The sequence below is a fragment of the Cellulomonas shaoxiangyii genome, from assembly GCF_004798685.1.
GTDB classification, from domain to species: Bacteria; Actinomycetota; Actinomycetes; order Actinomycetales; family Cellulomonadaceae; genus Cellulomonas; species Cellulomonas shaoxiangyii.
The window spans coordinates 911709-925604 of sequence record NZ_CP039291.1 but is presented as its reverse complement, the minus strand read 5'-3'; the positions used below and the strand labels follow the sequence as shown (position 1 = coordinate 925604).

General features: G+C 75.4%; 12 protein-coding genes. 5 read left to right on the top strand and 7 right to left on the bottom strand.

Features of this window, described 5'->3' with window-relative positions; translation table 11 throughout:
* Window positions 1–142: 142 nt before the first annotated feature.
* A complete protein-coding gene (locus E5225_RS04185; protein ID WP_135975037.1) occupies window positions 143–640 on the top strand; it encodes a YajQ family cyclic di-GMP-binding protein in 498 nt (165 codons plus the stop codon).
* An 84-nt stretch (window positions 641–724) separates the two neighbouring features.
* On the opposite strand, the gene htpX is transcribed toward E5225_RS04185, so the two are convergent.
* A complete protein-coding gene (gene htpX, locus E5225_RS04180; protein ID WP_135975039.1) occupies window positions 725–1606 on the bottom strand; it encodes a zinc metalloprotease HtpX in 882 nt (293 codons plus the stop codon).
* A 148-nt stretch (window positions 1607–1754) separates the two neighbouring features.
* Here htpX and E5225_RS04175 point away from each other — a divergent pair, with 148 nt between their 5' ends.
* Genes E5225_RS04175 through E5225_RS04165 form a run of 3 tightly spaced genes read left to right on the top strand, consistent with a single transcriptional unit; the run spans window position 1755 to window position 4239 of the window.
* Window positions 1755–2597 (top strand): ABC transporter substrate-binding protein, encoded by an 843-nt coding sequence (locus tag E5225_RS04175; RefSeq protein ID WP_135975041.1) that lies wholly within the window; start codon window positions 1755–1757, stop codon window positions 2595–2597.
* Window positions 2594–3490 carry an amino acid ABC transporter permease gene (locus E5225_RS04170; RefSeq protein ID WP_208012618.1) on the top strand — a complete coding sequence of 299 codons (897 nt, stop codon included), beginning with the start codon at window positions 2594–2596 and terminating at the stop codon, window positions 3488–3490. Before E5225_RS04175 ends, E5225_RS04170 begins: the two co-directional genes overlap by 4 nt.
* The gene (locus tag E5225_RS04165) at window positions 3487–4239 is read left to right on the top strand and encodes an amino acid ABC transporter ATP-binding protein (protein ID WP_135975043.1); all 753 of its coding nucleotides are present in this window, start codon (window positions 3487–3489) and stop codon (window positions 4237–4239) included. Before E5225_RS04170 ends, E5225_RS04165 begins: the two co-directional genes overlap by 4 nt.
* Before the next feature lie 96 nt (window positions 4240–4335).
* Here the strand turns inward: E5225_RS04165 and E5225_RS04160 are convergent, their stop codons facing one another.
* Window positions 4336–5721 carry an FAD-dependent oxidoreductase gene (locus tag E5225_RS04160; protein ID WP_135975045.1) on the bottom strand — a complete coding sequence of 462 codons (1386 nt, stop codon included), beginning with the start codon at window positions 5719–5721 and terminating at the stop codon, window positions 4336–4338.
* Between the two features lie 234 nt (window positions 5722–5955).
* On the opposite strand from E5225_RS04160, the gene rarD reads away from it, so the two are divergent.
* Window positions 5956–6993, top strand: coding sequence for an EamA family transporter RarD (gene rarD / locus E5225_RS04155; protein WP_135975047.1), 1038 nt, complete (start codon window positions 5956–5958; stop codon window positions 6991–6993).
* A gap of 32 nt (window positions 6994–7025) precedes the next feature.
* Here rarD and E5225_RS04150 read toward each other — a convergent pair whose 3' ends face one another.
* The 5 genes from E5225_RS04150 to E5225_RS04130 all read right to left on the bottom strand — a co-directional run bounded on the left by E5225_RS04150 (window position 7026) and on the right by E5225_RS04130 (window position 13879).
* Complete coding sequence (locus tag E5225_RS04150; RefSeq protein WP_136225314.1) at window positions 7026–8645, bottom strand: RDD family protein; 1620 nt, start codon at window positions 8643–8645, stop codon at window positions 7026–7028.
* 67 nt (window positions 8646–8712) lie between these two features.
* On the bottom strand, window positions 8713–9471 hold the full coding sequence (locus E5225_RS04145; protein ID WP_135972899.1) for a PP2C family protein-serine/threonine phosphatase: 759 nt from the start codon (window positions 9469–9471) through the stop codon (window positions 8713–8715).
* A 12-nt stretch (window positions 9472–9483) separates the two neighbouring features.
* Complete coding sequence (locus tag E5225_RS04140; RefSeq protein ID WP_135972900.1) at window positions 9484–10491, bottom strand: polyprenyl synthetase family protein; 1008 nt, start codon at window positions 10489–10491, stop codon at window positions 9484–9486.
* Between the two features lie 92 nt (window positions 10492–10583).
* The gene (gene nuoN / locus E5225_RS04135) at window positions 10584–12329 is read right to left on the bottom strand and encodes an NADH-quinone oxidoreductase subunit NuoN (protein ID WP_135972901.1); all 1746 of its coding nucleotides are present in this window, start codon (window positions 12327–12329) and stop codon (window positions 10584–10586) included.
* Window positions 12326–13879, bottom strand: coding sequence for an NADH-quinone oxidoreductase subunit M (locus E5225_RS04130; RefSeq protein WP_135972902.1), 1554 nt, complete (start codon window positions 13877–13879; stop codon window positions 12326–12328). The genes nuoN and E5225_RS04130 overlap by 4 nt, the downstream gene beginning before the upstream one ends.
* Window positions 13880–13896: the final 17 nt, after the last annotated feature.

Genomic DNA, 13896 nt, shown 5'->3' with positions numbered 1-13896 from the left:
GCGGCGTGCGGATGGAAGGATAGCAACTCCGCGAGGACGCTCGCGCCACGTCCGGGCCGCACGCGGCGGCGACGGGCGCCGGCGGCCCCCGCGCACGGTCCGCACGAGGCGCCCCCACCCGCGGGCGCCGGGAGGGAGCACCATGGCGAGCGAGTCCTCGTTCGACGTCGTCAGCAAGGTCGACCGGCAGGAGGTCGACAACGCCCTGAACCAGGCCGCGAAGGAGATCGCCCAGCGGTACGACTTCAAGGGCGTGGGGGCGTCCGTCGCGTGGAGCGGCGAGAGCATCCTCATGGTCGCGAACTCCTCGGAGCGCGTCCTGGCGGTGCTGGACGTCCTGCAGTCCAAGCTCATCAAGCGGGGCATCTCGCTGAAGTCGCTCGACACGGGCGACGGCGAGCCGAAGCCCTCGGGCAAGGAGTACCGCCTGGCCGCGAGCATCAAGGAGGGCCTCAGCACCGAGGTCGCCAAGCAGCTCGCGAAGCTCGTCCGCGACGAGGGGCCGAAGGGCGTCAAGACGCAGATCCAGGGCGACGAGCTGCGCGTCTCGGCCAAGAGCCGCGACGACCTGCAGGCCGCGATCGCGCTCCTGAAGGGCGCCGACGTCGACGCGGCCCTGCAGTTCACCAACTACCGCTGAGGCACGGGTCCGACGGCACGAGGGCGCCCCGCGACCACGTCGTGGGGCGCCCTCGTGGCGTCGCGGACCGCCGGGTGGGCCGCGTCAGTAGCGCGTGAGCCCGCCCTGGTTGCCGGCGAGGGCCTCGAGCCGTGCGATGCGCTCGGCCATCGGCGGGTGCGTCGCGAACATCCGGCCCAGGCCGCCGCCGCGGAACGGGTTCGCGATCATCAGGTGCGAGACGTCGACGAGCTCGCGCTCCTGCGGCAACGGGCGGGCGTGCGTGCCCGCGTCGAGCTTGCGCAGCGCCGACGCGAGCGCGAGGGGGTCCCCGGTGAGGGCCGCGCCGTCCTCGTCGGCGTCGTACTCCCGCGTGCGGCTGATCGCGAGCTGGATGAGGCTCGCGGCGACCGGGGCCAGCAGCGCGAGCAGGAGCCCCGCCAGCGGGTTGCCGCCCTCGCGGCGGCCGCCGCCGCCGAAGTACAGCGCGAACTGGGCGAGCGAGGTGATGACGCCCGCGATCGCCGCGGCCACCGACGACGTGAGGATGTCGCGGTTGTAGACGTGCATCAGCTCGTGCCCGAGGACCCCGCGCAGCTCGCGCTCGTCGAGCATCTGCAGGATGCCCTCGGTGCAGCACACGGCGGCGTTCTGCGGGTTGCGGCCCGTCGCGAACGCGTTCGGGGCCATCGTCGGGGAGATGTACAGGCGCGGCATCGGCTGGCGCGCGGCCGTCGACAGCTCGCGCACGATCCGGTACATCCCCGGCTGCTCGATCTCGCTGACCGGCCGTGCACGCATGGCCCGGATCGCGATCTTGTCCGAGTTCCAGTAGCTGTACGCGGTCGTCACCAGCCCGATGCCCGCGAAGAGCAGGAGCCAGCCCGGCCGTCCGCCACCGAGCAGGTAGCCGATGCCGAGCAGGACGGCCCACATCGCGCCGAACAGCGCCGCCGTCTTCAGGCCGTTGAAGTGCTGGTGCCCCATGTCCGTCCTCCCCCGCCCGCGTCGGGCGGCCGCGTGCCTCTCCCGGGTGAACGCGCCGCCCGGCGGTCTCGTTCCCCGGCCGTGGCGCCGGGCAGCCCGCCGCGTCTCACTATCCTGTGCGCACCGCCCCGCTGCCCGAGGAGACCCCATGCGCACCGCCCGACTCACCGCCCTGGCCGCCGTCGCCGCCCTGGCGCTCGCGGCGTGCGCGCCCGTCGACGAGGGGTCCGACGCCGCCACGGGCCCCGCCGGCGACGGCGCGCCCGCGACGGTCACCGAGGGCGTCCTCACGGTCGCCACGTCGAGGCCGGCGTACGAGCCGTGGGTCGTCGGCGAGCCGGAGAGCGGCGAGGGGTTCGAGGCCGCCGTCGCGTACGCCGTCGCCGAGGAGCTGGGCTACGCCGCGGACGAGGTCGTGTGGGTCGACGCGACGTTCGAGCAGATCATCGCGCCGGGCGCCAAGGCGTTCGACGTGGCGGTCAACCAGGTGTCGATCAGCGACGAGCGACGCGCCAGCCTCGACTTCTCCGCGCCGTACTACGAGACGTCGCAGACGGTCGTCGCGCTCGAGGGGACACCGGCCGCCACCGCCACGACGCTCGCGGAGCTGCAGGGCGTGCGCCTCGGTGCGATGGTCGGCACGACGAGCCTCACCGCCGCGCAGGAGAGCATCGCGCCGACGGCCGACATCGCCGTCTACAACGACAACGACCAGGTCAAGCAGGCGCTGGTCGCCGGGCTCGTCGACGCGATCGTCGTCGACCTGCCCACGGCGCTGTACATGACCGCGGCGGAGCTCGACGGCGGCGTGCTGGTCGGCCAGCTCCCCGACAGCGCCGGCGGGGACGCCTTCGGGTTCGTGCTCGACAAGGGCAGCCCGCTGACCGACGCGGTCACCGACGCCGTCGAGGCGCTCCGGGCGGGCGGCACCCTCGCGCAGCTCGAGGCGCGCTGGCTGACCGACGCCGCCGGCGCACCCGTCCTCGGGTGACCGCGACCACGCCGGACGCCTCCGCGCCCGTCTGGACCGCGTCGGCGCGGCAGCGCGAGCGCGAGGCGTACCGGCGCGCACGGGCGCGGCGGTCCACCGCCGTCGCGTTCGCGTCGACGATCGGCCTCGCGGTCGTCGCCGTGCTGGCGGTGCGCGCCACACCCGGCTGGCCGCGCGTGCGCGCGTCGTTCTTCGACGCCGACGTCGCGCGCCGCGCGCTGCCCGCCGTGCTCGAGGGGCTGTGGCTCAACGTGCGGGTCATGGCGGTGTGCGCCGTCGTGATCGTCGTGGTGGCGCTCCTGCTCGCGCTCGCGCGCACGCTGCAGGGCCCGGCCTTCGCGCCGCTGCGCCTGCTCGCCACCGCGTACGTCGACGTCTTCCGCGGCCTGCCGCTCATCCTCGTGCTGCTGCTCGTCGGGTTCGGGCTGCCCGGCCTGCGGCTGCAGGGCGTGCCGACGTCGGCCGTCGTGCTCGGCGGCCTCGCCCTCGTGCTCACGTACTCCGCGTACGTCGCCGAGGTGTTCCGCGCGGGCATCGAGTCCGTGCACCCGTCGCAGGTCGCCGCCGCACGTTCGCTCGGGCTGAGCCGCGGGCAGGCGATGCGCCACGTCGTCCTGCCGCAGGCCGTGCGCCGCGTCGTGCCGCCGCTGCTCAACGACCTCGTGTCGCTGAGCAAGGACTCCGGCCTGATCTCGATCCTCGGCGCGGTCGACGCCGTGCGCGCCGCGCAGATCTCGACGGCGACGTACGCGAACTTCACGCCCTACGTGCTCGCGGGCGTGCTGTTCGTCGCGCTCACGATCCCCCTGACGCGCCTGACCGACGCGCTCGCCCGGCGCTCGGGCTGGCTCGGCGCCCAGGGCGGCCTCGCCGGCGCGGGGGCGCTGCGGTGACGGCGCACGACGCAGGCGCGCCGCTGCTGTCCGTGCGCCACCTGCGCAAGGCGTTCGGCGAGCACGTCGTGCTCGACGACCTCTCGCTCGACGTGCACGCGCACCGGGTCGTCGTCCTCATCGGGGCGTCCGGGTCGGGCAAGTCGACGCTGCTGCGCTGCGTCGACCTGCTGGAGGACGTCGACGACGGCGTCATCGAGCTCGAGGGCACGGACATCACCGACCCGCGCCTGGACGCCAACGCGGTCCGCGCGCGCATGGGCATGGTGTTCCAGGCCTACAACCTGTTCCCGCACCTGCGCGTGCTCGACAACGTGACGCTCGCGCCGCGGCTCGTGCACGGGGTCGGCCGGCGCGACGCGGACGAGCAGGCGATGGCCGTGCTCGAGCGGGTCGGCCTCGCCGGCAAGGCCCGGTCGTTCCCCGACGAGCTGTCCGGGGGGCAGCAGCAGCGCGTCGCGATCGCCCGGGCGCTGGTGTCCCGGCCCGCCGTCCTGCTGCTCGACGAGGTCACGAGCGCGCTCGACCCCGAGCTCGTCGGCGAGGTGCTCGACCTCCTGGGCGAGCTCAAGGGGTCGGGGCTGACGATGCTGCTCGCCACGCACGAGATGGCGTTCGCGCGGGACGTCGCCGACGAGGTCGTCTTCCTGCACGCGGGCCGGGTGCACGAGCACGGCCCGGCGGCGCAGGTGCTCGGCGACCCGCAGCGCCCGCGCACGCGTGACTTCCTGCAGCGCTTCACGAGCTGACGCGACCGGCGGCCGGCACCACCGGGCACGCCGCACTGCCGCCGGTACGACGAGGGCCCCGCACGTCGCGCGTGCGGGGCCCTCGTCGGGTCGGGGTCAGTCGGTGGTCAGCCCGCGGCCGCGCGCGACCGCGACCATGTGCTCGCGGGGGACGACCTTGACGCGCTGGCGCCCGTGCGGCTCGCCGAGCGAGCGCTCGTAGGCGTCGAGCAGCTCCCAGCCCGACCAGTCGATCGGCTCGGCCCCGCGGGCGGTGAGGAACTCGAGGACGGCCTGCGGGTCCCGCTCGGCGGCGGTGTAGAACGCCGCGCCGGCGGCCGCGACGTCCTCGCCGAGGTGGCGGACCGTCTCAGAGGCGTCCGACTTGGTGTGGCCGATGAGGCCGACGGGACCGCGCTTGATCCAGCCCGTCGCGTAGATGCCCGGCAGCGGCTCGCCGTCCACGTCGACCACGCGGCCCTCGCGGTTGGGGATGACGCCCGCGACGTCGTCGAACGGGATGTCGACGAGCGGGGAGCCGAAGTAGCCCACCGCGCGGTAGACCGCCTGGACGGGCCACTCGTACGTCTCGCCGGTGCCGACGACGTTGCCGTCACCCCGCAGCCGCGTGCGCTCGGTGCGCAGCGCGACGACCCGGCCGTCCTCGCCCAGCACCTCGACCGGCTTGTGCAGGAAGTGCAGGTGGATGCGGCGCGAGGCCGTGAGGTCCTCGGGCTCCTTCAGGGTCCAGTCCGTGAGGGTCTTGACGACCTGCTTGGTCTGGTTGCTCGAGCGGATCGCCGCCTCGGAGCCCTCGTCGAAGTCGAAGTCCTCCGGGTAGACGACGACGTCGACGTCGGGCACGTGGCCCAGCTCGCGCAGCTCGAGCGGCGAGAACTTGGCCTGCGCGGGACCGCGGCGGGCGAAGACGTGCACGTCCGTGACGGGGTTCGCCTTGAGGACGTCGTAGACGTTGTCGGGCACCTCGGTGGGCAGCAGGTCGTCGGCGTGCTTGGCGAGGATCCGGGCGACGTCGAGCGCGACGTTGCCGGCGCCCAGCACGGCGACCTGCTGCGCCTCGAGCGGCCACGTGCGCGGCACGTCGGGGTGCCCGTCGTACCAGGAGACGAAGTCCGCCGCGCCGTAGGAGCCCTCGAGGTCGATGCCGGGGATCGCGAGGGCGGCGTCGCGGATCGAGCCGGTGGAGAAGATGACCGCGTCGTAGAAGTGGCGCAGGTCGTCGAGCTTGAGGTCCGTGCCGTAGTCGACGTTCGCGATGAGCCGGATGTCGCCGCGCTCGAGCACCTTGTGCAGCGCGACGATGATCTGCTTGATCCGCGGGTGGTCCGGCGCGACGCCGTAGCGGACCAGGCCGAACGGCGCGGGCAGGCGCTCGAACAGGTCGATGCTGACGTCGAGGTCGGTCTTCGACAGGATGTCGGCCGCGTAGATGCCGGCCGGTCCGGCGCCGACGATGGCGACGCGCAGGGTCGGGGTGCTCACGGGTCGCTGCTGCCTTCCGGTCGGGGAGCCCTCGCCTGCCGGCCGCCGCGACGGGGCCGCGGTGCGGGCGGTGTGCCCGTCCGCGGCGTGCGAGCGGCGCAGGCGAGGACGCTGCTCGTCCGATGCTAGTCGCTCGGGTGAGGTCACCCTCATGTCCACTCCACGATACGGACAGACCACGATGTGGACGGCGGATGTTCGTGCAGGCCAGCGCAGCCGCGCCTACAGTGACCTGTGCCCGAGGACCCCGCCCCCGACCGCCGGGCCGGCCTCGCGGCCGGTGTCGCCGCCTACGTCATGTGGGGCGGCCTGCCGCTGTTCTTCCCGCTGCTGGCACCGGCCGGCCCGGTCGAGATCATCGCCCACCGCGTCGTGTGGTCCCTGCTGTTCTGCGTCCTGCTGCTGCTCGCGACGCGCACGTGGGGCACCTTCCTGACGGTGCTGCGCGACGGCCGCCTCCTCGCCCGCCTCACGCTCGCCGCCGTGCTGCTCGCCGTGAACTGGCTGGTGTTCGTGCACGGCGTCACGACGGGGCACGTCGTCGACGCCGCCCTCGGGTACTTCATCAACCCCCTCGTGACCGTCGGGCTGGCGGTGCTCGTGCTCGGCGAGCGCCTGCGCGCCGTGCAGTGGGTGGCGCTCGGCCTCGGGGCGGCGGCCGTCGTCGTCATCACCGCCGGCCTGGGACGGCTGCCGTGGATCGCCCTCACGCTCGCCGCGAGCTTCGGGGTGTACGGGCTCATCAAGAGCACGGTCGGCGCGCGCGTCCCCGCCCTGCCGGGCCTCGCCGCCGAGACGGCCGTGCTCGTGCCCCTCGCCGTCGGCTACCTCGCCTGGCTGCAGGCCACCGGGACGGGCACGTGGGGCGCGCACGGCCCGTGGCACGCCGCGGGGCTCGCGGCGTCCGGCGTGCTGACCGCGATACCGCTGCTGCTGTTCAACTCCGCCGCACGCCGCCTGCCGCTGTCCGTCGTCGGCATGCTGCAGTACCTCGCCCCCGTGCTGCAGCTCGCGATCGGCGTGCTCGTCGCCGGCGAGGAGATGCCGCCCGCACGGTGGTGGGGCTTCGGTCTGGTGTGGGTCGCGCTGCTCGTGCTCACGGCCGACGGGCTCCGCAACGCCCGCGCGACCCGCCTCGCCGCGCGTGCCAGGACCCGCCGCACCGCGCCGTCGCCCGGCGGCCCGGCCGAGCCGGCCGCGCTCGACGCGGGGCACGCCGGAGCCCTCGCGGCGGGAGACGTGAGCGACCCCGGCGCCGCACCCGCGCGCTGAGTGCGGCCGCGCGGGCCTCAGTCGTCCGGGCCTCAGTCGTCCTCGACGCGGACGACCCGCTCCCCCAGGCGCAGCGTCCACCCCGCGCCGACGACCCCGCGCGTGCCCGGTGGCAGCACGCGGGCCTCGCCGTCGGGCGCGACGACGACCGTGCCGTTCGTCGACCCCCGGTCGAGCACCCACAGCCGGACGGCCTCGTCGGGTGCCGTCGCGGGCAGCGGACCGAACTCGAGGTGCACGCGCGAGACCGAGCGGGACGGGTCGTCCACGGCGACGACGTGCAGGATGTCCGCGCCGTCCTCGGCACGCGGGCCGCGTCCGGCCAGGCCGCGGCCGACGACGCGCACGCGGGGCCCGGTGTCGAACTGCAGCGCGAGGGTCACGGCGCGGCGGCGCAGCTGGGCGGGGTGGCGCACGCGCGTGTGCTCCAGCTCGACCAGCTCGTCGTGCAGCGCCGACCCGGCCGGCGGTGCCCAGCGCCCCGCACCCGGGTCGGTGCCGTCGAGCCCGTCCGGGGACGACGGCGCGGCGACCGGTGGCACCGGCCCGGCGTCGCCCCGCAGGTCGGCGCGCCGCACGGCGGGGCGCTCGGCGGGGAGGGGGTCCTCCGGGGCAGGGCGGGTGTCCGCCCCCGCGGCCCGCACCGGTGCGAGCGGCGCCGGCGGCAGGTCGGCGGTCACCCGCGTCGGCGGCGGCACGGCGCCGGTGGCCGGGAGCTCGCCCCCGGGCGCCGCGGGGATCGACGCGGTGACGGGCGCGGTGACCGGCGCCGTGGCACCGGGCTGGGCGGCGGCGACCGGCGCGGGACCGGGGTGAGCAGGGTCCGGCCGAACAGGGCCGGGCAGAGCAGGACCGGGCAGAGCGGTCCCGCGCAGAGGGAGGTCCGGCAGACCGCTCCCGCGCGGGACGGCATCGAGCGGAGCCGCGGCAGGCGGCTCCGGGGCGCGCCCGGCCGGCGGCACGGTGGCGTCGACCACGCGCGTGCCGGACGCCTTGTCGTGCCACCCGCGCCGGTGGGGCCCCCGGTCGAACGTCGCGGACGCGGCGACGAGCCACGCCCCGGCGAGCAGCAGCGGCACGCCGAGCCCGACCACGAGCTGCCGGACGAACGCGCGCCCGACACCCGGGACGCGGCCGGTCGCGTGCGTGACGGTACGCAGCCCGAGCGCCACGGCGCCCGCCGTCGTGCCGGTGACCCCCTCCGCGACGACCTGGGCCACGGCCACGAGCAGGGCGGCCGTGGCGGCGGCGGCGAGCGGGGGTGCGCCGCCGATCAGGGCCGCCCCGCCGGCCGCACCGGCCGCCACCGCCGCCACCCCCGCGTCGACCGCGAGGGCGAGCGCGCGCCGGGCGAGCGACGGCGGCGGCAGGACGGGCACCGGCTCGACGGCGCGGCGACGCACCGCGGGACCGAACGGCGCCGGGGCCGGGGCGGCGCCGCCGTCGCCCGTCCGGCGCGCGACGGGCGCGGGGAGGTCCCCGCGAGGGTCGTGGACGCCGCCCGCGAGCTGGTTCGGCGCCGGCGACGGCACCGCCGTGCGGCGACCGGTCGCCCTCCCGTCCGACGCACGCCGGGCGAGGTCGGGGCGGGCGATGAGCGGGACGCGGGCGCCGCACACGGCGCACGAGGCCGCGTCGGGCGGGAGCGGCATCCCGCAGGTCGCGCACCGCGGCGCGGCGGCGCGGGCGCTCACGCGCGTCCCCCCGCGGGGCTCGCCGTCATCGCCCGGCGGCGTCCGTGACGCCCGTGCGCGTGACCGCGAGAGCGTCGACCACGACGACCGTCACGTTGTCCTGGGCGCCCGCGGCGAGGGCCTCGCGCACGAGGCGCTCGGCGGCGTCGCGCACGTCGGTCCGCACGCGCAGCACGGCCTGGATGCGGGCGTCGGTCAGCACGTCGGTGAGGCCGTCGGAGCACACCACCATGCGGTCGCCCTGGCTGACGGGGAAGAGCCACAGGTCCGGCTCGACGGACGGCGACCCGCCGCCGAGGACGCGCGTGACGACGTGGCGACGGGGGTGGAACGCGGCGTCCTCGACCGCGAGCAGGCCCTCCGCGACGAGCTCGGCCACCTCCGAGTGGTCCCGCGTGAGCTGTTCGAGGACCCCGCCGACCATGCGGTAGGTGCGCGAGTCGCCGACGTTGAGGACGAGCCAGCACGGCTCGCCGTCGCGGCTGGTGACGACGACGCCCGTGAGGGTCGTCCCGGGCCGCCTGTCCCCGCCCGCCGGCAGGTCCCGCACGCGCCGGTGGGCCTCGCGCAGCACGTCGCCGGCGTCGTCGAGCGTCGGCTCGGCCCCCGCGAGCACGCTCACCGACTCGATCGCGACGCGCGACGCGACCTCGCCGGCCTCGTGCCCGCCCATGCCGTCGGCGACCACGTACAGGCCGTCCGCGGCCCACGCGCTGTCCTCGTTCGTGTCCCGTGCGGCACGGTCGGTCACGACCGCGGACCGCAGCTCGACGCCGGCTCCCATCACGTCACCCCGTCACGACGCGCGGTCGACGAGCGCCTCGGCGAAGGCCACGAGGGCCTCCTTGACCGGTCCCGCGGGCAGCGGCCCCAGCTCGGCGACCGCCTGGTGCGCGAGGTCGACGGCCCGGCGGCGCGTCAGGGCGACGACGTCGTGCTCGCGCAGCGCCTGCACGGCCGCGGCGAGGGCCGCGTCCTCCGACAGGTCGGACTCCAGCAGCGCGAGCGCCGCGCGGTCGGCGTCCGTGGCGTCGGGCGCGCCGGCCCGGGCCCGCAGGAGCAGCGCCGGCATCGTGGGGACGCCCTCGCGCAGGTCGGTGCCGGGCGTCTTGCCGGTGACGGTGCCGTCCGAGGTGAGGTCGATGACGTCGTCGGCCAGCTGGAACGCGACGCCGATCGTCTCGCCGAACGTCGTGACGGTCCGCACCACCTCGGCCGAGCACCCCGCGAACATCGCGCCGAACCGCGCGGACGTCGCGATCAGGGACGCCGTCTTGTCCGAGAGGACCTGCAGGTAGTGCTCGACCGGGTCCTCCTCGGGGCGCGGGCCGACCGTCTCGTGCAGCTGTCCGAGGCACAGGCGCTCGAACGTCGCGGCCTGGATGCGCACGGCCTCGGGGCCGAGCCCCGACACGATCGACGACGCGCGGGCGAAGAGGAGGTCGCCCGTGAGGATCGCGACGGAGTTGCCCCACACCTCGTGCGCCGACGGCGCCCCGCGACGCACGGGCGCGGAGTCCATGACGTCGTCGTGGTACAGCGTCGCGAGGTGGGTCAGCTCGACGACGGCGGCCGCGTCGACCACCTCGCGGCGGTCGGCGTGCCCGAGCTCGGCGGTGAGCAGGGTGAGCAGCGGGCGCAGCCGCTTGCCGCCCGCGTTGACGAGGTGCCGGGAGGCGAGGTCCGCGATCGGGTCGGTCGACGTGACGGAGTCGCGCAGCAGCTCCTCGACCAGGGACATGCGGCCGGTCAGGCGCTCCGCCAGCTCGGCGTCGTGCAGCGGGAGGGCGAGGGCGGTCGTCACGGGACGAACCTATCCGTCCGCACGTCGTCGCACGGAACGGGGCGTCGCTCCCGTCCGGTTCCGGGCGATTCGTCCGGCACCCTGGCGTCGCGTCACGGCAGGAGCACCGCCACGGAGCCGATCGCGTCGAGCACGGGCTGCGGTGCGACGCCGAGCACGACCGTCAGCACGGCGCACACGCCGACGGCGACGAGCGTCAGCCCCTCCCCGGCGACCACGGTCGTGCCGGCGCGCTCCGGCGCCTGCGCGGTGGCGACGGCGGCCGGGGCCGCCTCCGTGGCCGCGACCGGTGCGGGGTCCGCCGGGCCGTCCGCCGTGCCGTCCGCGGCACCGGCCGCGGTGGCACCGCCACCGACCGCCGCCGGGACGGGCCGCGCGGAGCCGCCGTCGTCCGCGCCCGCGGCCTCCGTGAAGAACATCAGGACGATGATGCGGACGTAGAAGAACGCGGCGGCGACGGAGGACAGGACCCCGACGAGCGCGAGCGGCCACGCCCCGCCCTCGACGGCCGCCGTGAAGACGGCGAACTTGCCGGTGAAGCCCGCCGTGAGCGGGATGCCGGCGAACGAGAGCAGGAAGAGCGTGAACGTCACGGCCAGCACCGGGTGCGACCGGCCGAGGCCCGCCCACTGCGACAGGCGCGTGGCCTCGCCGAGCACGGCGGGCTCACCGTCGACGTCACCCGCACCGCGCTCACGCACGAGAGTCACGAGTCCGAACGCGCCGACCGTCGTCGCGCCGTACGCGAGCAGGTAGAAGAGCACGCCCGTGACGCCGCTCTGGTCCAGCGCCACGACGCCCGTCAGGACGAAGCCCGCGTGCGCGATGGACGAGTACGCGAGCAGCCGCTTCACGTCGGTCTGCACGAGCGCCGCGACGGTCCCGACGACCATCGTGAGGATCGCGACGACCCACAGGACGACCTCGAGGTCCCACGACATGCCGGGCAGCATCACGTAGACCACGCGCAGCAGGGCGCCGAACGCGGCGACCTTGGTGCACGCGGCCATGAACGCGGTGACGGGCGTGGGGGCGCCCTGGTAGACGTCGGGCGTCCACATGTGGAACGGCACCGCGCCGACCTTGAACAGCAGGCCGACGAGCAGCAGCACCGCGCCCACGAGCAGCAGGTCGTCGAGGCCGCTCGGCGCGCTGGTCGCGGCGGCGATGTCGGCGAACCGCACCGAGCCGCTGTACCCGTAGAGCAGCGCGATGCCGAACAGCATGATCGCGGACGCGAACGCGCCGAGCAGGAAGTACTTCATCGACGCCTCCTGCGAGAGCAGGCGCCGCCGGCGGGCCAGACCCGCGAGCAGGTAGAGCGGCAGCGACAGCACCTCGAGCGCGACGAACAGCGTCAGCAGGTCGGCCGTCGCGGGGAAGATCATCATCCCGCCGGTCGCGAAGAGCAGGAGCGGGAACACCTCGGTCTGCCGCAGCCCCTTGCGCCGCGCGACCTCCTCGTAGTCCGAGCCGGGCACGGCCGCGGCGGACGGCGCGAACGCGTCCTCCCCGCCCGTGAGCCGGTCGGCGAAGAGCAGGACGGACAGCAGCGCGAGCAGCGCGAGCGTGCCCTGCAGGACGAGCGTCGGCCCGTCCACGACGAGGGACCCGCCGAGCACGTCCGTGCCGCCGGTGCGGCGCACGCCGCCCCACAGGGCCGCGACGGCGACGAGCGCACCGGCGAGCGCGGCGATGCTCAGGCCGAGCTGCACGGGACGGCGCAGCCGGTCGGGCACGAACGCCTCGACGAGCACGCCGGCCACGGCGGCCAGCAGGACGACGAGCACGGGGACCAGCGGGCCCCAGGCGATGTCGGGCGGGGTGAAGGCGGTCACCGGTCGCTCCCCTCGGACGCGGGCTCGGCTACGAGGACGTCGGGCTCGACGTCCTCGACGCCCACCTGCGTGAGCGTCGTCTCGGCGGGGGGCCGCACGAGGGCGAGCGCGGGCCCGGGCAGGAACCCGAGCACGAGCATCGCGGCGATCAGGGGGCCGACGACCCAGCGCTCGCGCGCCGACGCCTCCGGCATCTGCCCCAGCTCGGGCCGGACGGGCCCGTTGAACAGGCGCTGGTAGGTCCACAGCACGTAGACGGCCGCGAGCACGACGCCGAGCGTCGCCACGGCGGCCGCGAGGGGGTGCCGCGGGAAGCTGCCGACGAGCACGAGGATCTCGCTGACGAACGTCGACAGCCCCGGCAGCGACAGCGCCGAGAGGCCGACGACGAGGAACATCCCCGCCATCACCGGCACGACCTTCTGCAGGCCGCCGAAGTCCGCGACCTGCTGCGACCCGCGCCGCGCGGCGAGGAAGCCGACGAGCAGGAACAGCGCCCCGGTCGAGAGCCCGTGGTTGACCATGTAGAACGACGAGCCGGCCACCGACGTCGACGTGAACGCGAAGATCCCCAGCACGATGAAGCCGAAGTGCGACACCGAGGTGTACGCCACCAGGCGCATGAGGTCCTTCTGCCCGATCGCGAGCAGCGCGCCGTAGAGCACCGACACCACGGCGAGCACGATGACGGCCGGGGCGGCCCACCGCGACGCCGACGGGAACAGCGGGAGGCAGAGCGTGAGCATGCCGAACGTGCCGACCTTGTCGAGCACGCCGACGAGCAGCGTCGAGGTGCCGGCGGGCGCCTGCTCGGCCGCGTCGGGCAGCCACGTGTGCACGGGGAACATCGGCGCCTTGATCGCGAACGCGACGAAGAACGACAGGAACAGCCACCGCTCGAGCGTCGGCGCGATGTCGAGGCCGACGAGGTTCTCGACGAGGAAGCCCTCCGGCCCGCCCGGCCCCTGCAGGTACAGGCCGATGACGCCGATGAGCATGACCAGCCCGCCGGCGAGCGAGTAGAGCAGGAACTTCACCGCGGCGTACCGGCGCCGCGCCCCGCCGAACCCGCCGATCATGAAGTAGACGGGGATCAGCATCGCCTCGAAGACGACGTAGAACAGGAAGACGTCGCGCGCGGCGAACACGAGCACGATGAACGCCTCGAGCAGCAGGACGAGCGCCAGGTAGTGCCGCAGCCGGTCGGTGGGCACGTCGCCCGAGCCCTGCTCCCGCCAGGCGGCGAGCACGACGAGCGGGACCAGCAGGACCGACATCGCGATCAGGGCCAGGCCGACGCCGTCGACGCCGAGCGCCCACGAGGCACCGAACGCCGGGATCCACGGGTAGGTCTCGACCAGCTGGTGGGTGCCGGCGGCACCCGTGTCGAACGCGCCGAACGCGCCCGCGGCGAGCAGCAGCTCGGCGAGCGTGACCGCGAGCGCGATCGTGCGGCTGTGCCGGCGCGCGCCTGCGGGCAGCGCCCACAGCGCGACCGCGCCGAGCGCGGGCAGGACCACCAGTGCGGTGAGCCAGGGGAAGTCCGTCATCTGTCCGCCTCCTCCGC

Excerpts from the sequence above, each read along its gene's own strand:
- E5225_RS04185 (WP_135975037.1), top strand. The coding sequence starts at position 143 with ATGGCGAGCGAGTCCTCGTTCGACGTCGTCAGCAAGGTCGACCGGCAG.
- htpX (WP_135975039.1), bottom strand. The coding sequence starts at position 1,606 with ATGGGGCACCAGCACTTCAACGGCCTGAAGACGGCGGCGCTGTTCGGC.
- E5225_RS04175 (WP_135975041.1), top strand. The coding sequence starts at position 1,755 with ATGCGCACCGCCCGACTCACCGCCCTGGCCGCCGTCGCCGCCCTGGCG.
- E5225_RS04150 (WP_136225314.1), bottom strand. The coding sequence starts at position 8,645 with ATGCCGCTCCCGCCCGACGCGGCCTCGTGCGCCGTGTGCGGCGCCCGC.
- E5225_RS04145 (WP_135972899.1), bottom strand. The coding sequence starts at position 9,471 with ATGGGAGCCGGCGTCGAGCTGCGGTCCGCGGTCGTGACCGACCGTGCC.
- E5225_RS04130 (WP_135972902.1), bottom strand. The coding sequence starts at position 13,879 with ATGACGGACTTCCCCTGGCTCACCGCACTGGTGGTCCTGCCCGCGCTC.